Genomic DNA, 20,185 nt, shown 5'->3' with positions numbered 1-20,185 from the left:
GGCCATTCGGACGACCCGCGTCCGGCCGCGGCCCTCCTAGCCTGGGCCGCATGTACCAGAACCAAGCATTCGTCGGCCGCACCGCCGCCGCGCTGCGGCTTCTGGACCGGCACCCGGAGGACGGCGTCACGGCGCTGCTGCGGAGCCTGGAGGCCGAAGGGCTGGTCCGGCGGGAGCCGGACGGCGCCTTCCGGCCGGCCGGGCCGCTCGGCGGCCCCGCCGCCGACTGCAACGACCTGCGGGCCGCCGCCATGAACTGGGCGGACAAGCTGGCCGCGCACAGCGGCATGAGCGTCCGCCTGGCCGTGGCGCACCCGGACGGGGCGCGGATCGTCCACCACGTCTTCCGCCCCGACAACAGTCCGCAGCGCCTGGAGACGGGCGAGATGTGCCCCGCGACGGGCGCCCTGGCCCGCGCCCTGGCCGCCCCGCACGACGGGCGCTTCGTCTACGCGACGGACACGGACGGTCACGGGACGGCCTCCCTGGCCACCACGATCCACTGCCCCGGCCCGGAACCCACGACCTGCGCCCTCGGCCTCACCGGCCCACGCCCCGCCCTGGACCCGGCCCTTCCGGCCTCCGGCCACTGCCGCGACCTCTTGCGGGAGGCCGCCGACCGCATCGCCACCACGCTGGCGGCCGGCCGCCGCTGACCGTCAGCGGCGCCGCCTGGCGTTGAGCCGGGCGGCCTGGCGCGTGAGGTGGTCGCGTTCGGCGAGGTCGGGCGCCTTGTGGGCCGCCTCGGCGTACAGCCGTGCCGCCGTCGCCAGGTCGCCGTCGCGCTCGTTGAGGTACGCCGCCACCGCGGTGTATCGCGGCAGTGAGGGGTCCAGCGCGGCGAGCGACGCGAGGCCGGCGCGCGGTCCGTCGGCCTCGCCGACGGCGACCGCGCGGTTGAGCCGGACGACCGGGCTGTCGGTCAGGCGCGCGAGCTCGTCGTACCACTCGACGATCTGCGGCCAGTCCGTCTCCTCGGCCGTGGGCGCGTCGGCGTGGAGTGCCGCGATGGCGGCCTGGGCCTGGAACTCGCCCAGCCGGTCGCGGGCGAGGGCCGCCTGGAGGATCCCCACGCCCTCGGCGATCGCCGCGGTGTCCCACCGGCCGCGGTCCTGCTCGGCGAGCGGCACCAGGCTGCCGTCGGACGCGGTCCGGGCGGCGCGCCGGGCGTGGTGGAGCAGCATGAGGGCGAGCAGCCCCGCCACCTCGGGGTGGTCGACGGCGGCCGCGAGCCGCCGGGTGAGCCGGATGGCCTCGGCGGCGAGGTCGACGTCGCCGGAGTAGCCCTCGTTGAAGACCAGGTAGAGGACGCGCAGCACGGTGGCGACGTCGCCGGGCCGGTCGAACCGCACGCCGGATACGGTGCGCTTGGCCCGGCTGATCCGCTGCGCCATGGTGGCCTCGGGCACCAGGTAGGCGCGGGCGATCTGGCGGGTGGTCAGCCCGCCGACGGCGCGCAGGGTGAGCGCGACGGCGGACGCCGGGGTCAGCGAGGGGTGGGCGCACAGGAAGTAGAGCTGGAGCGTGTCGTCCACCGCGGGCGTCGGCCCGGGCGCCGGCTCCTCCTCGACGCGGTCCTCACGCCGGCGGCGGGCGGTGTCGGCGCGCGTCGCGTCGAGGAACTTGCGCCAGGCCACGGTGACCAGCCAGCCTTTGGGATCCCGCGGCGGGTCGGTCGGCCAGACGCGGAGCGCCTCGACGAGCGCGTCCTGCATGGCGTCCTCGGCCGCCGCGAAGTCGGCTCCGCGGCGGACGAGGACGGTGAGCACGCTCGGGGTGAGGCCGCGGAGCAGGGCCTCGTCCATCGATGAGGTCACTCGGTGATGGTGGGCGGGCAGGCCAGGAACGGGCGCACCTCCAGCCACTCGTGGATCGGCTCGCCGCCCGCCCCCGGGGCGGCCGACAGCTCCCCGGCCAGCTGGACGGCGCGTTCGTAGCTGTCGACGTCGATCACCATCCACCCGGCGATGAGGTCCTTGGTCTCGGCGAACGGTCCGTCGGTGACCGGCGGGCGCCCCTCGCCGTCGTAGCGGACCCACGCCCCCTCGGGGGCGAGCGCCTGTCCGTCGACGAACTCGCCGGTCTTCTCCAGCCGGGCCGCGAAGTCGTTCATGTACCGCATGTGCTCCGAGATCTCCTCGGGCGTCCACTGGTCCATCGGCACGTTGTTCACCGGAGCCGGGGCGCCGCGGTAGTGCTTGAGCAGCAGGTACTTCGCCATGGTGGTTCTCCTCGGTGCGGGTGCGACCCATTGTGGTCGCGTTCACCCCGGGGACGGAGCCGGACGCGGGTTCTCGACATCGCCGCCCGAATTTTTTTCGCGGGGGCCCTGCCTGCGATGGCGGTCAGGCCGTTTGTCGGCACCAGGTGTCCAGGATGGCCTGGACGGCGCTGGAGACCTGGCTCGGCCGGCCGGCACCGGCCCACAGGTGCGCGTCATGCTCGGTGAGCTTGACGGTCTGCCCGGTGACTGCGGCGGTGAAGTTGAACTGCCGGGTGCGGCGGCCGGAGCCGGATCGATAGTCGAAGTGCCCCAGGTAGTCATCGACCGCTGTCACGATCAGGCCGGTCTCCTCGGTGACCTCGCGCTGCAGGGCCTCGGTCAGGCTCTCGCCGGGCTCGACACCGCCCGAGGGCAGTTCCCACAGGCCGCCCAGGTAGTCGTCGGCAGGCCGGTGCAGCAGCAGCACCCTGTCGTCCGGGTCGGTGATGACAGCGCCGACGACGGTCTTCTCGATGCCGTCCTGTGCGGCGGTACGGGCGAGGTCGTCCAGAAGGTCAGGGGTGACGGTGGAGAAGGTCACGTCAGGTCCTTCGCGTTGGTGGCGACTTTGGTGATGGCGGTGGTGTAGGCGTCGGCGAGGCGAACGTCGCCCTCGTGATGCCACACCGGCAGCTTCAGCGTCGTGGCATGCACGTGCTCCGCCGCCGGGAAGCCGTCGGCGGGCAGGCCGTGGCCGTCAGCGTAGCCAGGCAGCAGGGCGCCCGGGGTACGGAAGAGCGGATGGGTGTGCAACGGGCAGGTGGAGCCGGGGCGGTCGGCCTCGGTGGCGCCTTCGGCGTGGAGGGCGTCGAGGAACCTCTCGATCGGCAGGCCGTCGAGTTCGGCCGGCTCGTAGCGCAGTGGCAGCGCGTACCACGACGGCCGCGTCGCCGCCGGCAGGTCGGGAACGCTGATGCCGGGGACGCCGTCCAGTACAGCGCACATCCGGGCCGCGACCGCCTGACGCCCGGCGAGGTGGTCCTCCAAACGAGTGAGCTGGGCGCGGGCGAGCGCGGCGGCCAAGGGGTGGATACGCAGCTTCAGGCCCATGCCGGTGACGGCGAAGCGCGCGAGCGGGTGGGCGGCGGGGATCTCGCGGCGGCAGCGCTTGTTGTACTGGCCGTGCAGCAGTACCCGGTAGTACAGCTCGGTGTCGTCGGTGGCGACGAAGCCGCCCTCGCCGGCGGACAACGGCTTGGGCCCGTTGAGGCTGAACGCCGAAGCGGTACCGAAGGTGCCCACCATCTGGCGATTCCAGCCGGCGCCGTGGGCGTGTGAGCCGTCTTCCAGCAGCATGAGCTCGTGCTCATCGGCGAACGAGGTCAACGCGTCCATGTCCTCCGGCAGCCCCCACAGGTGCACAGCCACCACCGCCTTCGTCCGGTCGGTGACACGGCGCGCTGCCTCCTCCAGATCGAGTCGGCCGCGCTCGTCGACGTCGGCGAGAACGGGATGGGCGCCGAGGTGGAACAAAGGGGTGGCGGTGGCGTGGAAGGTGAGCGCCGGGATGATGACCTCGTCGCCGGGGCCGATGCCGGCGGCCGCGTACATCGAGTGCAGCGCCGCTGTCCCTGTGCAGGTGGTTACCACGTGCCGGACGCCGAAGTAGGAGGCGAGGGCGTCCTCCAGGTCGGCGACGACGCCGGAGCGGTCCGGGATCGAGACGGCCGTCTCCAACTGGCGGTCCACCGCTCGGCGGTCGGCCTCGGTGATCGGCGGCCAGGCGAAGTGCGGGCCCGAGGCGGTGATGGCCGGGGCGCCGCCGAGCAGGGCCAGAGTGGAGTCGTTCATGGCAGGTACTCCTTGGGGTCGGCGGGCTGGTTGGTGGCCGTGGAGGCGTAGGCGGCGGCCAGGAACGCGGCGTGCGGCAGGTGCTCGGCCGGGCCCGACGGGTTGGTGGCGGTGCCATCGAGGACTCGGCAGAAGCGGTCGATCACGGTGGCGGGCGGGCAGGGCCAGGCGGGCTCCCGCAACAGCGACTCGACGACCTGACCACCGGGGGCGAGGAGGCGGGCGGTGCCGCGCTCGATGGCGAGGGTGCCGTTGGGGCCGGTGATGGCCAGGTGCTCGGTCTTGGGACCGGCCGAGCGGGAGACCAACAGCGACCCGTACAGCCCACGGTCGTACGCGAGGTGCACCAGGGCGGTGTCCTCCGCGTCGTACTCGCTCTCCGGCGCCGCGGCGGCCGAGATGCCGGCGAGGACGCGGTCGGGAAGGCCGAGGTACCACAGGAGCAGGTCGACGAGGTGGTAGCCCATGTCCGCCAGAGCCCCGCCCCCGGCGAGCTCGGCGCGACCACGCCATCCGGCGGCCGGGTCCGGGCAGTGGAACGTGTAGCGGCCCTCGACCAGGTACGGGTCGCCGATCCGCTCCAGCAGGGCGAGCGCGGCCGCGTAGACGGGGTGGAAGCGGCGCTGGACGGTGACCATCAGCTCGATCTCTGCCTTCTCGCACAGCATGGCCAGGTCGGCGGCCTCGTGCGGGTCGGTGGCGAACGGCTTCTCCTTCAGCACGTGCACCCCCGCCTTGGCGCACGCCTTGATGACCTCCCGGCCGGAGTGGTGCGGGACCGCGATGATGACGAAGTCCGGCCGCACCGACTTCAGCAGTTGCTCGATGTCGGTGAAGCCCGGCACGTGGTACCTGTCGGCCACGGGGGCGATCCGATCGGGGTCGACGTCGCAGACGCCGACGAGCTCGGCGAGGCGGCACTCGGCCAGGCCGGGAAGATGGTCTCCCGTGGACTGGCCACCGAGCCCCACCACAACCGCCCTCTTGCGTACGGTCATCGCTCACATCCCCCTTCGGATGCGCGGCGGTGGCCCGCCGTCCGGGCCGCCTGCCCTTCGAGGACACCGCGACCGGCAACGCGGCGTCAGGGGCGTAACCGTGAGCCGCAAAGCCGTTTGCATCCGGTGCAAAGCCCCTGTCCCTGGGCGGCCGGTACCGCTACGGTTGCCGCGGCGCACTCCCGGCGAACGGGGGACGGGTATGGACGCGGTCCCAGCACAGCCAGCACCGGCGAAGGACGGCGATTCCGGGAAGCTGGTCCGGCTGACGCGTAAAAAACATGGGCTGACCTTGGCCCAGCTCGGCGCGCTGACCGGGTACTCCGCCGCCCAGGTATCCCGCTACGAACGGGGCGTTTCGCCGCTGACGGACATCACCGTGCTGCGGCGTTTCGCCGGAGCGCTCGGTATCCCGGCGCAGGCCCTGGGCCTGACCGACCCACCCGAGATCCGGCACGGGCGCGCGGTCGTGCAGACTACCGCCTACCCGCGCCTGCCAGCCCCTAGGCTGGCGGGGACGGCTCGTCGAGGAGACGGGGAGGATCCGGTGCGGCGCAGGCAGTTGCTCGCCGATCTCGCGGTCACCGCTGCCGCGGCCGTCGGCGCCCCGATCCTGCCCACCGGCAAGACACCCGCCGCCGAAGCCGATACTGGTGAGACCCTGGTCGCGCGCGTCCGCGACGCCATGCTGGGTCTCCACACCGACACCGCCGTGCCTTCGGCCACGGTCCTGCGCACCGACCTGGCCCGTGCCTTCACCGACTTCCGCGCCTGCGCCTACAGCAGTCTTGCCATCCGCCTGCCCCGGCTCCTGAGCGCCGCGCACGCCCGGGCGGCAGAGGACGACGGACTGCTGGCCCACAGCTACCTGCTGGCCACACGCATGCTGATCAAGCTGGACGAACAACAGCTCGGCTGGATGGCCGCGGACCGTGCCCGCCAGGCCGCCGAAGCCGCCGACGATGCTCTGCTGGTCGCCGAGGCCGCGCGGCAGCTCGCCGTACTCGCCCGCAAGGCCGACTGGCACGAGCAGGCCCTTTCCCTTGCGCTCACCGCCGCCGACGATCCCCGTCTGCGCGGCGGCGCTCGGGTCCTCGCGGCGCAGCGGGGCCTGCTGATCCAGTCCGCCGCTTACACCGCCGCCCGTGCCGGTGACGCCGCAGGCATGCGGGAGTTGACCGGCGAAGCCGCCGCCATCGCCGAGGAGCTGGGCAAGGCGACGTCGCTGCGGGACCACGGCGGCGGATTCAGCCCCACCACCGTTCAGCTGCATTTGGTGTCCGCGGAGAACTCCGCCGGCGACCCGGCGGCCGCGCTCGCCGCGGCCAAGGCGGTGGCGCCCGGGAGCCTGCCCAGCACCGAGCGCCGCGCCCGCTACTACACCGACGTCGCCACCGCCTTCGCCCGCTGGAACCGCCGGGACGACTGCATCCGCGCACTCCTGGCCGCCGAGCATCACGCCCCCGAGGAGACCCACGCTCGCCCGGCGGTGAAGTCGTTGGTCTCCGGGCTGCTGCTCTCCGGGCGGACGACCACGGAACTACGCGGGCTCGCCGCCCGCGTCGGCGTCCTCGCCTGACGCCTGGCTGGATGGCCACCACCTCGCAGGGAGAACGCCGCCGACGACTGCTACCGGGGCGTTTCGGCCGCCAGGGCGTCGAGGTGGGCGGCGATCCGCTGGAGCAGAACCATCAGCATCTCGTGCTCGTTGGCCTCGTCGGCCGAGCGGCACCGCCCTCAGGGCTCCGGCCCCCTATCGGACCAGCCGCGAGGCCACCCGCGCCCCCGGGCTGCTCTCCCCGAGTGCCATCATCAGCGCGTCCCCGGCGGTCGTCAGGGACGGGTCGTCGAGGGGGCCGAGGGCGTCGAGGATGAAGACCGCTCGGGTGGTGGTGAGGGTCAGCCGGGTGCGGGCGCACTGGCGCCAGTTCCAGCGGCGGCAGGTGACTCCGGCGTCGTCGCGCCAGACCACCTCGCCGGGCGGGCAGAGCTCGGTCACGCTCTCGCCGCCGCCCGTCGTCTCGAACGGCTCCTCGCCCGTGGCGCGGACCAGCCGGGCCGGGCCCCGGTAGTGGTCGAGGTCCTCGCCGCCCAGCGGCAGGACGTGGGCGACCGAGATCGCGTTGTAGATGTCGGTCAGCCGGTCCACCCGGGGCAGCCCGGCGGCGGGCACGCGGCGCAGCAGCGCCTCCGCGCTGGGGCGGGTGCGCTGCGGCTTGGCGCCGAAGGCGCGGAACGCCTCGCGCCAGGCGGCCAGGTGGGGGTGGTCCTCCGGGGCGGTGTGCGCCAGCCATTCGCGGGCGGTCTCCTCCGCCCCGGCGAGCAGCTTCTCACTGGCGTCGTCGCTCGGGCCGGGCACGAGGCCCTCCGCGACGACGACCAGGGCCCGGTAGTCGGGCCGCAGCTCCCGTACGGAGGGGTCGACGGCCACGGCCTCGAGCCAGGTCCCGATGTCGGCGGTGTCGACGGTGCCGGTGCCGGTTGTCATGCCTGCTCCTCGGGTCGGTACGGTTCCTCGGGTCCTTTAGGGCAACATCATGAACCAAAGGGTGCTTTTTACTGTACCCCGTCCGCCGGTGGCAGCGCCCCGCACAGCGCCTCCAGCGCGCCCGCGAAGGCGTGCTCGGGCGGAGTGCCGTATCCCACGACCAGGCCGTCGCCCGGCACCCCGGCCGCCTCCCCGTACCGGTAGACGCCGAGCCCCTCCACGGCCAGCCCCCGCCGGGCGGCGGCCCGGACGACGGCCCGCTCCGTGCCCGGCGGGAGCTCAAGCACCGCGTGCAGCCCGGCCGCGATCCCGGTGACCCGGACGTGCGGGGCGGACTCCGCGAGGGCCGCGACGAGCCGGTCGCGGCGCCGCCGGTAGTGGCGGCGCATCCGGCGGACGTGGCGGTCGTAGGCGCCCGAGGCGATGAACTCGGCGAGGGTCAGCTGCTCCAGCGCGCTCGTCCAGGACTCCCGCTCGCCCTTCGCCTCCAGCACCGGGTCCACGAGGTGCCCCGGCAGCACCATCCACCCCACCCGCAGCGCGGGGGAGAGGCTCTTGCTGGCCGTGCCGAGGTAGACGACCCGCTCCGGGTCGAGGCTCTGAACGGCTCCGACGGGCCGGCGGTCGTAGCGGAACTCGCCGTCGTAGTCGTCCTCCAGTACCAGCCCGCCCGATCTCCGCGCCCAGTCGACGAGCGCGACCCGGCGCCCGGGGTGGAGGGGGCCGCCGGTCGGGAACTGGTGGGCGGGGGTGAGCAGGGCCGCGCTCACGCCGGTGGCGGGCAACAGGTCGACCCGCGCGCCGTGTTCGTCGATGGGCAGGGTGACCGTCCGCAGCCCGGCCTCGGTGAGGAGGCCGCGGTGGAAGCCGAGCCCGTACGACTCCACGGCGACCGTCCCCTCCAGCACCCGGCCCAGCAGCCGCAGGGCGTTGGCGAAGCCGCCGCAGACGACTATCCGTTCGGGGTCGGTCCGTACGCCGCGCGCCCGTGCGAGGTAGTCGGCCAGGGCGTGGCGCAGCTCGGGGCGGCCCCGGGGGTCGCCGGGGCCGAAGGCCTCGCTGGGCGCGGCCGTCAGGGCGCGGCGGGTGGCGGCTACCCACGCGGTGCGGGGGAAGCAGGACGCGTCGGGGGTGCCCTGCACCAGATCGTGGACGGGACCGCGGAGCGGGGTGGGGGCCGTGGGGCGGCGGAGGTGCTCGGCGCGGGGCGGGTCCGCCCGGTGGGCGACGCGGGTGCCGGAGCCCTGCCGGGCGGTGAGCCAGCCCTCGGCGACGAGTTCGGCGTACGCGTCGGCGACGGTGTTGCGGGCCAGGCCCAGGTCGGCGGCGAGGGAGCGGTAGGGCGGGAGCCGGGTGCCGGGCGTCAGCCGGCCCGTGCGGACGGCGTCGCGCAGGGCCCGGATCAGCGCGCCGCGCCGCCCGCCGGGGCCGTCCGGCAGCTCGAGGTGGAGATCGCCGCCGGGGCCGCCCAGGGCCGTCCCACCAGTGGGACCAGCGGTTGGATCAGCGGCGGGACCAGCGGAATTGACCATCGCGTTCACTCGTGAATTGCACCACGGGAGATCATCCGCGAGATCCCCGGCATGGACCGACGGCCGGTGGCCGCACCGGACGAGCGCACCGGACGAGGCGTCAGACCCTGCGGAAGCGGTCGCGGTACGCGGCCGGGGACACCCCCGTCTCGCGGACGAACGCGCGGCGCATCGTCTCGACCGTGCCGAAGCCGCACTGCCCGGCGATGGCGTCGACGCTGTCCGGCGTGCTCTCCAGCAGGGCCCGCGCCGCCGCGACCCGGGCCCGCTCCACATAGGCGCCGGGGCTGGTCCCCACCTGCTGGCTGAACAGCCTGCTGAAGTGGCGACGGCTCATGCCCAGGCGCGCGGCGAGCGTGGGCACCGACCGGTCGCCCGCCGGGTGGGCGTCGATGTCCTCGACCAGCTCGCGCAGGGCGCCCCCGCGCGGCGGGTCGCCGCGCGTCCAGGTGCTGAACTGGGACTGGCCGCCGGGGCGCTGTATGAAGACGACCAGGAACTTGGCGACGGCACGGGCCGCCTCCGGGCCGAGGTCGTCCTCCAGCAGCGCCAGGGTGAGGTCGATGCCCGCCGTCACCCCCGCCGAGGTCACGACCGCGCCGTCCCGGACGAAGATGGCGTCCGGCTCGACCGATACCTCCGGATACCCGGCGGCCAGTTCGGAGCAGAACGCCCAGTGGGTGGTGGCCCGCCGCCCGTCCAGGAGACCGGCCTCGGCCAGGACGAACGCCCCCGTGCACACCGAGCCCGTCCGCCGCGCCCCGGTGGCGAGCCGCCGTACGTGCCGGACCAGTTCGCGGTCCGACGCGGCGGCGGCGTAGCCCCGGCCGCCGGCCACCATCAGGGTGTCCGGCGGCTTGCGGATCCGGGTCAGGTCCGCCGAGACGCCCAACTGCGCCTCGGCGGAGGTGAACACGGACCGGCCGCCCAGCGAGGCCAGGCGCACCCGGTAGCCGCCGTCCCCGTCGCCGCCGGCCCGGTCGAGGACGTCCAAGGGCCCCGCGACGTCCAGCAATTGCACTCCGTCGTACACGACGATCAGGACGTCGCGCGTCACCACCTTGCCGCTCACGGGCCCATCATCGAGCGCCGCCCCGGGGGCGCACGGCCGAACGGGTCAACGATCACCTTTATGGAGCAATGGCCTTTTTTCGGGTCATAAGGCGCACTGTGCCATGAGCGGTGGCCCCGGGCCGGTCACGGCCGTCACAGCGGTTGCGGCACCCCACCCGGCCCCTAGGGTGGAAGACAGCCATGAAGCGAGACCCCGGCCCCGAGGTGCCCGGGGCGGCCCCGACGCTGCCCCGCGGTGTGCGCCCGCTCGTCGTGGCGGCCTACGTGCTGCTCGCCGCCGCCGTCGCGCTGGACCTCGCCACCAACCCCTCGCTGACCTTCTCCCCGGTGCTGGCCACCGCCCCCGCGCTCGCCAGCCTCGGCACCCGCAGCGCCCGCGTCCCCCTGGCGACCGGGCTGATCGCGCTGCTGCTCGTCGCCCCGCTGGCCCTCGCCGATCCCGGCGTCGCCCTGCCCGTCCACCTCACGGCCGGGGCCACCGTGCTTGCCATCACCTGTGTCTCCACCGCCAACGTCGTCCTCGTCTCGACCCGCGAGCGCCAGCTCCTCCAGTCCCGCTCGGTCGCCGAGGCCGCCCAGCGCGCCCTGCTGCGCCCCGCGCCGGAGCGGATCGGCGGCCTGCGGATCGCGGTGCGCTACGCCTCGGCGGCGGCCGAGGCGCGGGTGGGCGGCGATCTGTACGAGGTGCTGGGCACGCCGTACGGGACGCGGCTGCTGCTCGGCGACGTGCGGGGCAAGGGGCTGGCCGCCGTGGAGACCGCCGCCGACGTCCTCGGCACCTTCCGGGAGGCCGCCCAGGTCGAGCCCGGGCTCGACGGGGTCGCCCGGCGGCTGGACGCCACCGTCGTCCGGCGCGGGGCCGGGGAGGAGTTCGTGACGGCCGTGCTTCTCGGGGTGCCGGTGGGGGACGGCGCGGTGGAGCTGGTCGACTGCGGGCACCTGCCGCCGCTGCTGTGGCGTGCGGGCGAGGTCGCCGAGATCCAGTCGCCCACGCCCGACCCGCCGCTGGCGCTGCGGCAGCTGGACCCCGGCCCGTACCACGTCCTGCGCACCCCCTTCGCGCCGGGCGACACACTCGTGCTCTACACGGACGGGGTGACGGAGGCCCGCGACGCGACCGGGACCTTCTACCCGCTGGGCGAGCGGCTGGCGGCGCTGCCCGATCTGACGCCGGGGCAGCTGGCGGACCGGATCATGGCCGATCTGCGGGACTACACGGGGGGCGAGCTGGCGGACGACGCCGCGCTGCTGATCGTCCGCATGGAAAGACGACAATAGAAAGACAACCTTGCAAGGTGAGCTTCTGGGAAGTTAGCCTTCCTATATGTCGCCTTCCTCGTCCGGGCCGCTCGGATCCATAGGCTTCGGCCCCCGCTTCGTGGTGCCGATCGTCATCGGGTCGATGCTCAACCCGGTCAACTCGACCATGATCTCCACGGCCCTCGTCCCCATCGGCCGCGCGCTCGGCACGGGCGCGGCCGGCACCGCCTGGCTGGTCTCCGGCCTCTACGCGGCCAGCGCCGTCGCCCAGCCCGCCATGGGCAAGGTCGCCGACCGGTACGGCCCCCGCCGCGTCTACGCGGCCGGACTGGTCCTGGTGGCCCTGGCCGGGCTCGTCGCGCTACGGGCGGACTCGCTGGGCGAGCTGATCGCGGTCCGGGTCGCCCTGGGCGTCGGGACCTCCGCCGCCTACCCCGCCGCGATGGCCATGATCCGCGCCCAGTCCGCCCGCCTCCGGCGCGAACCCCCGGGCGGCGTCCTCGGCGCCCTCACCGTCGCCGGCCTCGCCAGCGCGGCGGTCGGCCCGGCCCTCGGCGGGCTGCTGACCGGACTCGCCGGATGGCGCGCCATCTTCGTCGTCAACGCCCCGCTCGCGGCGGTGGGGCTTCTGCTCACCCTGGCCTGGCTGCCCCAGGACACCCCGCGCCCGGCCGGCGAACGGGAGTCCGCCTGGACGGCCCTCGACCCGCTGGGCGCCACCCTGTTCGCCGGGGTCACCCTTCCCGCCGTGCTCTTCCTGATGCGCCTCGACCACCCCCGGTGGTCCCTGCTCGCGCTGGGCGGCGCCCTCGCCGCGGCGCTCGTCGCATGGGAGCTCCGGGCCCGCCGCCCCTTCCTCGACCTGCGGATGCTGGCGGCCAACCGCCCACTGGTGCGCACCTACATCCGCTACGCCACGGCCTTCCTCGTCCTCTACTGCGTCCTCTACGGCTACGCGCAGTGGCTGGAGGAGTCGGCGGGCCGCTCGACGACGACCGCGGGGCTGTTGATGCTGCCGATGTCGGTGGTGGCCGCCGTGGCCTCCTGGCTGGGCTCGCGCCGCAAGCGGGTGCGCGCTCCGCTGCTGCTGGGCACCGGCGCGATGGTGGTGGCCACCGGAGTGCTGCTGTGCGCCGGGCCGGACAGCCCCGTGGTGCTCCTCGTCGTCCTCGGCGCCCTCTTCGGGCTGCCCAACGGGCTGAACGCCGTGGGCAATCAGACCGCCCTGTACGCCCAGGCCCCCGCCGAGCAGACGGGCACCGCCGCAGGCCTCTTCCGCACCGCGCAGTACACGGGCGCCATCGCCGCCTCCAGCCTGATCGGCCTGTTCTACGGGGACCGCGCCTCCACGTCCGGGCTCCACTCCCTCGCCCTCGTCCTGGGCGCGCTGAGCGCGCTCCTGCTGGTGGCGACCCTGGCGGACCGCGAGCTGCCGCGCGGCCCGGGCGACGCGGGGTGAGGTCCGTCCGGACCGGTTCGCCCCGGCCCCGGATCACCGGCCGTTCGAAAGGTACCCTTGCTTGATGAAGGACCGAGAGCAGCCCACCGCCGCCCCCGCCCCGTCCGCCGAACTGACCGAGGCGGCCGCCCGGCTCCGCGTGCTCACCGGGCAGTTGACGCGCCGTCTGCGCGCGGCCTCCGAGGGCACGGACGTGACGCTTTCGCAGGCCGCCGCGCTCAGCAGGCTCGACCGCGAGGGGCCCGCCACCACCGTGGCCCTGGCCCGCGCCGAGCGCGTGCGCCCGCAGTCGATGGGCGCGACCCTCGCCGCCCTGGAGGAAGCCGGCCTCGTCGAGCGCTCCCCGCACCCCAGCGACCGCCGCCAGGCCATCATGTCCCTCACCGACCAGGGCCGCCTCCGGCTGGCGGAGGTCCGCCGGGAGCGCGAGGGCTGGATCGCCCGGGCCCTGGCGGAACGCCTGGACGAGCGCGAACAGGCCGTGGTCGTCGAGGCGCTCGGCCTCCTCGCGCGCCTGGCCGAGGAGGACTGAACCGCGCGCGTGGCGGGCGCGGCGGAGCCGGGCCCGCCTGGCCGGCTCGTGCCGTGGGCGCGTCGTGCGCACGGCCCCTACCGTGAAGGCCGTGGCGGCGGAGGCACCGGCGGCCCCGCCGTCCGGCCGGCGCGGTCGACCGGCGCGCGCGTCACCGGCATCTGCTCACCCTCCTGCGCAAGGCGCGCTGACCGGCCGCGCCGGGGAGAACCGGCGCGGGTCCGGCCGGTGGGCGCCGGACGGCGGCGTGACCGCCCGGCGCGCGAGGCGACTATCCGCCCGTCACCTGCGTGCTCGCCGCCACAGGCGCGCTGCCGGAGACCGCGCACTCCACCGTCACGCCGAAGACGTGCACCTTCGCCGTGCCGGGGCTGAAGGTCGTGGTGCCGGCGTTGTCGAGCTTGACGGAGGCCGTGCCGCCGGTGAGGGTCACGCCCGAACCGCTGGGCACAGGGTCGGGGTTGGTGAAGCCGGTGGCCGTCACGGTGCCGGACGCGGCGCCGCCGAGGGTCAGGTCGAGTTCCCCGGTGACGGCCTGCGCGGGGACGCTGATCGGAACCTTCAGCTGGGTGCTGGCCTCGACGGTGAGATCCGCCGTGCCGCCCTGCGGGACGCTCGCCGGGGCGGTCACGGTGACCTGCAGGGACTGGACGTCGCTGGGCGCGCCCGGTCCGGTGCAGGTGTAGCTGACGGACACCGTGTCCGCGGCGGCGGACGGCGCGCCCAGGCCGAGGCCCGCGCACGCCAGGGCGGCCACGAAGGCCGCGGCGGCCGCGGCGCGCCCGCGGTGCCGGTCGCCGATGGTGGGTGTGTTCATCGCCGTACTCCCTTCCGGCCGGGAGCGGCCCCTGCGGCCGCCGCCGACTGCGGAGAGCGGGGTTGAGGTGAACACGACATCAGTCGCACGGGAAGGTGCAGAAGTCAACGGACTCCCCGGGTCCGGCGGGGCCGCGCCGACGGTAATCGGCCATGTCGGTGGGGTCCCCTAGGCTTACGGACATGGAGACAGAGGGAGGGGCGGTACGGATCGACGCCTGGATCTGGTCCGTACGGCTCAGCAAGACACGCTCGGCCGCCGCCGCGGCCTGCCGCGCCGGGCACGTCCGGCTCAACGACGAGCGGGCCAAGCCCGCCCAGACCGTCCGGCCCGGGGACGAGGTGCGGGTGCGCCAGGAGGGTTGGGAACGGGTCGTGGTCGTCAAGCGCCTGATCCGCAAGCGCGTCGGCGCGCCCGTCGCCGTCGAGTGCTACGAGGACAACAGCCCGCCGCCACCGCCGCGCGAGGCCGTCGCCCCCGCCGGTGTCCGCGACCGGGGCGCGGGCCGGCCGACGAAGCGCGACCGGCGCGAAATGGAGCAGCTGCGCGGCCACTGACGGAAAACGTGGGATTTCCGTTCCCCGTGGGGAACCATCAGCTGTGGACGGCCCTCTCTGAGGCCGGACGCGTACACACGTACGCCGAGCACGGGATACACACCCACATCGCGGGGGGCGGTACATGACATTCAAGGTCGCGCAGCGGCGGTCGTCGGCGGTACGGAAGGCCACGGTCAGAACGGCGGCCGCGCTGGCCGCCGGGCTGGCGCTCGTCATGGGCACGGCGGCGCCGGGCCAGGCCGCCGGCGCCACGCCGAAGGCCGGCTGTGACAGCCCGGACCGGGCCGGTGCCGCGAGCGCCGCGCCCGCGTGGGCCGCCGCGCACCAGCCGGCGCCCGTGCCGGCCCTCACCGGGACGGCCGCGCAGAGCTTCGCGTACGGCATGCCGGGCCAGCTGCCCATCGGGCTGTGGTCGGACTCCGGCGTCACCCTGCGCACGCCCGTCACCAAGGGCACGGTCCGGCTCGACGTCGCCAGCAAGGGTTTCAGCACCGACTCCCTGACGGTGCAGCGCTACGAGCCGCGCGACCGCCGCTGGGTCGACCTCGACACCAAGCCGGGCTCGGAATCCTTCCCCACCCGGGGCGTCCTCACCTTCCCGGTGACCGCGCCGGACGCGAGCCCCCGGCACCCGGTCGGCATCGCCCTGCGGCTCCAGGACCTCGACCGGCCCGGCACCCTCACGGTCGCCGCCTCCCTCGACGACGGCCGGGGCCACACCTACCGCGCCCCCGCCCGTACCGCCGAGGCCACCCGGCCGAACGTCACCGTGACGGGATGGGACAAGGGTGCCACCCTGCGGCGCGGGGGGACGGGGCGCGTCGTCACGGTCACCGTGAAGAACACCACCGACCGGGCCTACCCGGCCCTGAACGCCTCGTACTTCGCCTACGGCGCGGGCGGCTCGCACGTCCTGACGCCCAAGGACCTGACGCTGTCCCAGTACCGCTCGGACCGCGGCTGGGTGCGCGTCCCGCTGGTCGCGGGCGGCTGCGACCCGGGCATGAGCGCCGCCCTGCTGCCCACCACCGGCAAGCGCGTCCTCGCCCCCGGCGAGACGGCCGTCTACCGGCTGAAGGTCGCCGTCGCCCGGACGGCCCCGCGCGACGTGACCCGCGCGGACGCGGGATTCTCCGTCGGCAACGGCGACGCGTCCTTCCACTCCCAGCAGCTGCCCTTCACGATCCCTCAGGGACGCTGACCCGGGCCCGGACCGGGACCCGGACTCGAATCCGGACCCGGACCGGGGAAGACCACGGCCGCCCAGTCCGGCGGGGGAGGCGGCGGCTCCGCCGCCTCCGGCGCCGGCCTGGCCCGCCCCGTGCGCCGCAGCGCGGTCACGAACCGCAGACAGCTGTCGAAACGGTCGTCCGGCGCCTTGGCCAGCGCCGTCGCCAGGACGTCGTCGACGTCCGCGGGCAGCCCTGGCAGCAGCTCCGAGAGCCGTGGCGGCGGCTCGTACTGATGGGCCCACAGCAGCGCCATGTCGTCCTCGCGCCGGAACGGCGGCGCCCCCGTCAGCATCTCGAAGACGACGCAGGCCAGGCTGTAGACGTCGCACCGCCCGTCCACCGGCTTGCCCGAGATCTGCTCCGGCGCGACGTAGTCCAGCGTGCCCACGAACTGGCCCACCCGGGTGTAGCCGGTCAGCGACAGGGACTTCTTCGTGAGCCCGAAGTCGGTGAGGTAGACGTGCTCGGGGTGGTCGGCGTCGGTGCCCTCGGCGACCAGGATGTTGCCGGGCTTGACGTCCCGGTGGACCAGGTCGTGGGCATGCGCGGCGTCCAGGGCGGAGGCGACCTGCCCGGCGATCCGGGCGGTGACGGACAGCGACAGCGGTCCCTCGCGGTCGAGGAGCGCCCGGAGGTCCTGGCCGGGCACGTAGCGCATGGCGATGTAGAGGACGCCCTCCACCTCGCCGGCCTCGAACACCGGCACGATGTGGGGGTGGTCGATGGCGGCGGCCACCCTCGACTCATGGCTGAAGCGGCGACGGAAGGTGTCGTTGCGGGCGAGCTCGGGCGCGAGGAGCTTGAGGGCGACGGTGCGGTCGAGCCGGAGGTCCGTGGCGCGGTAGACGACGGCCATGCCGCCGCGGCCGATCTCGCTCTCGACGCGATAGCTCGCGACCTGATGCCCGATCAGCCCCCCGGGCCCGGCCCCGAGCGACACATCGGGCCGCGCGGGCCGCCCCTCCTCCTCGCCGGCCATCACCGGCCCCCACCGTCGAGCCGGGTGGCTCCGGAGCCGTCGGCTCCGGCCCCGGTGGCGCCGGATCCCCCGCCGTCGCCGACAGGCCTCGCGCCCCCGCCGTTCAGCCGCGTCGCCCCGGGCCCCGGCCCGGTGGGGCCTGAGCCGGCGGCGGGGCCGCCTGCGTCGAGGCGGGTCGAGCCCGCGCTCGCGCCGCTCGCCCACGCCGCGTCGGCGCCCGCGTCCCGGTCCGGGGACGGCTCGCCTCCCGTGACGGTCGTCATCGTCGCGCCGTCGCTGTAGCACCAGCGGTCGTGCGCCGCGTCGTACAGCCAGACCTCCTCGCCCGCCACGACCACCCCGATCCGCAGGTCCCGCGTCGTGAGCCGGAACGTCTCACCGTCCGTCCGGCCCGCCGTCAGGTCCTCCACCGCCTGCCGGTAGCGGCCCAGCGTCTCCTCCACCCCGGCCAGCAGCTCGCGCGCGTCCGCCGTGCGGACGAGCGCCCCGCCCGTCCCGGGCGGCCGCTGCGGCAGGGTGACCAGCAGCCGGGCGTCCACCCACGCCGACCAGCCGTTGGAGCACAGCACCTGACCCCAGTCGCCGCGCCGGGCCAGCAGCCGCACCGGCAGCAGCGGGTCCAGCGGCTCGCTGGGGACGGCCGCGTCGGGCGTCGCCCACGTCGGCAGGCCCTCGTTCGGCACGACGTGGGTCGGCTGGAAACCGGGGACGTCCGGCACCGCGCCGGACGACAGGGGGGCTGTACTCATGGCAGCGCCGTCACTTCCGCATCACCGCCGGCTCGTGGCGGCGCAGCAGCCGGGCGACCAGGAACGCGAAGACGAGGGCCAGCACCACCATCATGCCCATGTCGAGCAGCCACGTGCCGACGGCGTGCCGGAAGAGCGGATCGGCCCCGCCGCCGCCCTTCGGCGGGAGCTGGCCGGTCTCGGGCGGGATGTGGGTGAAGTCGATGGTCGAGCTCATCGCGGCCAGCGCCCAGCGCGACGGCACCAGCCAGGAGAGCTGCTCCAGCACCAGCCTGCCGTTGAGCTCGATCATCCCGCCGCAGAAGACGACCTGGACGAGGGTGATGAGCACCAGCAGCGGCATGGTGACCTCCTCCCTGCGCACCAGCGCCGACACCAGCAGGCCCAGCAGCATGGAGGTGAACGACAGCAGCGCCAGGGCGAGCGTCATCTCGAGCAGCGGCGGCATGAGCACGCCCTGCCCCTTGGGGGCCCGGGTGTCCACCCCGCCCAGGCCCACGACGCCCAGGACGATCGCCTGCGCCACCGTGATCACGCCCAGCACCAGGACCTTCGACATCACATAGGCCGAGCGGGACAGCCCGACGGCACGCTCCCGCCGGTAGATGACGCGTTCCTTGACGAGCTCCCGCACGGCGTTGGCCGCGCCCGTCAGCACGCCTCCCACGCAGAGGATCAGCAGCACGGTGTTGGCCTTGTCGGCGGAGGCGAAGCGGGTGCCGGAGGACAGCCGGGCCATGGCGCCGGTGAGGAACGGCAGCGCGACCATGATGATCAGGAAGGTCCGGTCGGCGCTGAGCGCCATCACATAGCGGCGCATCAACGTCCACAGCTGGGCGCCCCAGGTCTGCGCCTTGGCCGGCGCGGGGGCCGCCTCCGGCGCGGGCGGCGCGCCCAGGCGCGGCTGGTCGGTGGCGGAGGCGATGTACTGCCGGTGGTGGGCCGAGGAGCGGTACTCGCCCGCCCAGTCCCGGTCCCTGTCGTTCTCGAACGCCTCGAAGGCCTCGGGCCATTGGCCGAAGCCGAAGAAACCGGGCATGTCCCCGGGCGGCCCGTAGTAGGCGGTGCGCCCGCCGGGGGCGAGGAACAGCAGCCGGTCGCAGACGTCCAGGCTGAGCACGCTGTGGGTGACGACGATGACCGTGCGGCCGTCGTCGGCGAGGCCGCGCAGCATGTTCATCACCGAGCGGTCCATGCCCGGGTCGAGGCCGGAGGTCGGCTCGTCGAGGAAGAGCAGCGAGGGTTTCGTCAGCAGCTCCAGGGCCACGCTGACGCGTTTGCGCTGGCCGCCGGAGAGGCTGTGGATGGGCTGGTCGGCGCGCTGCTCCAGGCCCAGTTCGCCGATGACCTCCTCGACCCGGGCCCGGCGTTCGGCCTTGGCGGTGTCGCCGGGGAAGCGCAGCTCGGCGGCGTAGTTCAGGGCGCGGCGCACGGTCAGCTGGGTGTGGAGGATGTCGTCCTGGGGGACGAGCCCGATGCGCGCCCGCAGCTCGGCGTAGTCCCGGTAGAGGTCGCGGCCGTCGTAGAGGACGGTGCCGCGGTCGGCGGGGCGCAGCCCGGTGAGGGCGTTGAGCAGGGTCGACTTCCCGGCGCCGCTGGGGCCGACGACGGCGAGCAGGGTCTTGGCGCCGACGGGGAAGGAGACGTCGTCCAGCAGGGTCTTGCGGCCCTCGTCGACCTCCACGATCAGATCCTGGACGTCGAGTGAGACCTCGCCGGTGTCGACGTACTCCTGGAGCTGGTCACCGACCAGGCTGAACGCGGAGTGGCCGATGCCGATGATGTCGCCGGGCCCGACGAGGGCGCGGTGCACGGGGTGGCCATTGAGGTAGGTGCCGTTGTGGCTGCCGAGGTCGACGATCTCGTAGTCGCCGTCGGGCAGGGCGCGCAGCTCGGCGTGGGTCCGGGAGACGATCAGGTCGTCGAGGACGAGGTCGTTGTCGGCGGCGCGGCCGATCCGTACGGTGCGGGTGGGCAGGGGGCGTACGGAGGTGGGTTGGCGGAAGGTGCTGGTGCCCGACGGGTGGGAGACGGCGGAGGGCCGGTCGGCGGGGCGCGCCAGGGCCTCGGTGACATGCACGGCGGGCCCGTCGGAGGGGTTGCCGAAGCGGACGACGCTGCCGGGGCCCACGTCGAGCGAGGTCACGCGGTGGCCCTCGGCGTAGGTGCCGTTGGTGCTGCCGGTGTCCTCGAGCGTCCAGTGGTCCGCGACGGCGCGCAGGGTGGCGTGGTGCCACGAGACGCGCCCGTCGTGCAGCACGATGTCGCTGAGGGGGTCGCGCCCCACGTGGTAGACCCTGTCGGGGCTCATCACCCGCGAGCCGCCGTCGGCCTCGACGACGAGCTCGGGCGCGGAGGGCGCGACCGACCGCTCTCCCATGGCTCCAGGCTACGGCCGACCGCCGCCGCCCGCCTTCCGGCGGTGCCGGACGGTGTCAAGGGGAGACGGAT

General features: G+C 74.6%; 19 protein-coding genes. 7 read left to right on the top strand and 12 right to left on the bottom strand.

Going from position 1 to position 20,185, the window contains the following annotated elements; genetic code table 11:
* The first annotated feature begins 50 nt into the window (after positions 1–50).
* Positions 51–656: an IclR family transcriptional regulator gene (locus tag EKH77_RS33320; RefSeq protein ID WP_206279804.1), complete on the top strand. Its 606-nt coding sequence runs from the start codon at positions 51–53 to the stop codon at positions 654–656.
* Positions 657–659: 3 nt separating this feature from the next.
* Here the strand turns inward: EKH77_RS33320 and EKH77_RS03315 are convergent, their stop codons facing one another.
* The 5 genes from EKH77_RS03315 to EKH77_RS03295 all read right to left on the bottom strand — a co-directional run bounded on the left by EKH77_RS03315 (position 660) and on the right by EKH77_RS03295 (position 5,052).
* Positions 660–1,805: an RNA polymerase sigma factor gene (locus EKH77_RS03315; RefSeq protein ID WP_126917854.1), complete on the bottom strand. Its 1,146-nt coding sequence runs from the start codon at positions 1,803–1,805 to the stop codon at positions 660–662.
* Positions 1,806–1,813: 8 nt separating this feature from the next.
* Positions 1,814–2,221, bottom strand: coding sequence for a YciI family protein (locus EKH77_RS03310; protein WP_126912937.1), 408 nt, complete (start codon positions 2,219–2,221; stop codon positions 1,814–1,816).
* Positions 2,222–2,345: 124 nt separating this feature from the next.
* The gene (locus EKH77_RS03305; protein WP_240667199.1) at positions 2,346–2,804 is read right to left on the bottom strand and encodes an NUDIX hydrolase; all 459 of its coding nucleotides are present in this window, start codon (positions 2,802–2,804) and stop codon (positions 2,346–2,348) included.
* The gene (locus EKH77_RS03300) at positions 2,801–4,054 is read right to left on the bottom strand and encodes a DegT/DnrJ/EryC1/StrS family aminotransferase (protein WP_126912936.1); all 1,254 of its coding nucleotides are present in this window, start codon (positions 4,052–4,054) and stop codon (positions 2,801–2,803) included. The genes EKH77_RS03305 and EKH77_RS03300 overlap by 4 nt, the downstream gene beginning before the upstream one ends.
* Positions 4,051–5,052: a Gfo/Idh/MocA family protein gene (locus tag EKH77_RS03295; RefSeq protein WP_126912935.1), complete on the bottom strand. Its 1,002-nt coding sequence runs from the start codon at positions 5,050–5,052 to the stop codon at positions 4,051–4,053. The genes EKH77_RS03300 and EKH77_RS03295 overlap by 4 nt, the downstream gene beginning before the upstream one ends.
* A 19-nt stretch (positions 5,053–5,071) precedes the next feature.
* On the opposite strand from EKH77_RS03295, the gene EKH77_RS03290 reads away from it, so the two are divergent.
* Positions 5,072–6,631, top strand: coding sequence for a helix-turn-helix domain-containing protein (locus EKH77_RS03290; protein ID WP_346429098.1), 1,560 nt, complete (start codon positions 5,072–5,074; stop codon positions 6,629–6,631).
* 174 nt (positions 6,632–6,805) lie between these two features.
* On the opposite strand, the gene EKH77_RS03285 is transcribed toward EKH77_RS03290, so the two are convergent.
* The 3 genes from EKH77_RS03285 to EKH77_RS03275 all read right to left on the bottom strand — a co-directional run bounded on the left by EKH77_RS03285 (position 6,806) and on the right by EKH77_RS03275 (position 10,132).
* Positions 6,806–7,540: a B3/B4 domain-containing protein gene (locus tag EKH77_RS03285; protein ID WP_126912933.1), complete on the bottom strand. Its 735-nt coding sequence runs from the start codon at positions 7,538–7,540 to the stop codon at positions 6,806–6,808.
* A gap of 68 nt (positions 7,541–7,608) precedes the next feature.
* Positions 7,609–9,072: a PLP-dependent aminotransferase family protein gene (locus tag EKH77_RS03280; RefSeq protein WP_126917852.1), complete on the bottom strand. Its 1,464-nt coding sequence runs from the start codon at positions 9,070–9,072 to the stop codon at positions 7,609–7,611.
* 100 nt (positions 9,073–9,172) lie between these two features.
* Positions 9,173–10,132, bottom strand: a complete 960-nt coding sequence (locus EKH77_RS03275) for a GlxA family transcriptional regulator (protein WP_164737943.1) — start codon at positions 10,130–10,132, stop codon at positions 9,173–9,175.
* 194 nt (positions 10,133–10,326) lie between these two features.
* Here EKH77_RS03275 and EKH77_RS03270 point away from each other — a divergent pair, with 194 nt between their 5' ends.
* The 3 genes from EKH77_RS03270 to EKH77_RS03260 all read left to right on the top strand — a co-directional run bounded on the left by EKH77_RS03270 (position 10,327) and on the right by EKH77_RS03260 (position 13,397).
* Entirely contained in the window at positions 10,327–11,424 is a 1,098-nt protein-coding gene (locus EKH77_RS03270) for a PP2C family protein-serine/threonine phosphatase (protein ID WP_126912932.1), read from the top strand.
* 46 nt (positions 11,425–11,470) lie between these two features.
* Complete coding sequence (locus tag EKH77_RS03265; RefSeq protein WP_126912931.1) at positions 11,471–12,865, top strand: MFS transporter; 1,395 nt, start codon at positions 11,471–11,473, stop codon at positions 12,863–12,865.
* 64 nt (positions 12,866–12,929) lie between these two features.
* On the top strand, positions 12,930–13,397 hold the full coding sequence (locus tag EKH77_RS03260; RefSeq protein WP_126912930.1) for a MarR family winged helix-turn-helix transcriptional regulator: 468 nt from the start codon (positions 12,930–12,932) through the stop codon (positions 13,395–13,397).
* Positions 13,398–13,668: 271 nt separating this feature from the next.
* On the opposite strand, the gene EKH77_RS03255 is transcribed toward EKH77_RS03260, so the two are convergent.
* A complete protein-coding gene (locus EKH77_RS03255; RefSeq protein ID WP_126912929.1) occupies positions 13,669–14,214 on the bottom strand; it encodes a hypothetical protein in 546 nt (181 codons plus the stop codon).
* 152 nt (positions 14,215–14,366) lie between these two features.
* Between EKH77_RS03255 and EKH77_RS03250 the strand changes: the two genes are divergently transcribed.
* Together EKH77_RS03250 and EKH77_RS03245 are read left to right on the top strand one after the other, a co-directional pair.
* Positions 14,367–14,771: an RNA-binding S4 domain-containing protein gene (locus EKH77_RS03250; RefSeq protein WP_126912928.1), complete on the top strand. Its 405-nt coding sequence runs from the start codon at positions 14,367–14,369 to the stop codon at positions 14,769–14,771.
* Positions 14,772–14,895: 124 nt separating this feature from the next.
* Positions 14,896–15,975, top strand: a complete 1,080-nt coding sequence (locus tag EKH77_RS03245) for a hypothetical protein (protein WP_126912927.1) — start codon at positions 14,896–14,898, stop codon at positions 15,973–15,975.
* Here the strand turns inward: EKH77_RS03245 and EKH77_RS03240 are convergent.
* From EKH77_RS03240 to EKH77_RS03230, 3 genes are read right to left on the bottom strand one after another with little or no spacing between them, the layout of a single operon-like run.
* Positions 15,963–16,985 (bottom strand): serine/threonine-protein kinase, encoded by a 1,023-nt coding sequence (locus EKH77_RS03240; protein ID WP_126912926.1) that lies wholly within the window; start codon positions 16,983–16,985, stop codon positions 15,963–15,965. The genes EKH77_RS03245 and EKH77_RS03240 overlap by 13 nt on opposite strands.
* Positions 16,985–17,734, bottom strand: coding sequence for a hypothetical protein (locus EKH77_RS03235; protein ID WP_206279803.1), 750 nt, complete (start codon positions 17,732–17,734; stop codon positions 16,985–16,987). The genes EKH77_RS03240 and EKH77_RS03235 overlap by 1 nt, the downstream gene beginning before the upstream one ends.
* A 10-nt stretch (positions 17,735–17,744) precedes the next feature.
* Complete coding sequence (locus EKH77_RS03230; RefSeq protein ID WP_126912925.1) at positions 17,745–20,114, bottom strand: FHA domain-containing protein; 2,370 nt, start codon at positions 20,112–20,114, stop codon at positions 17,745–17,747.
* Between the last annotated feature and the right edge of the window lie 71 nt (positions 20,115–20,185).

Source organism: Streptomyces luteoverticillatus (assembly GCF_003970715.1).
Lineage (GTDB): Bacteria > Actinomycetota > Actinomycetes > Streptomycetales > Streptomycetaceae > Streptomyces > Streptomyces abikoensis.
Note: the sequence above shows the minus strand (reverse complement) of the source record. Positions and strands in the feature narration are given on the sequence as shown.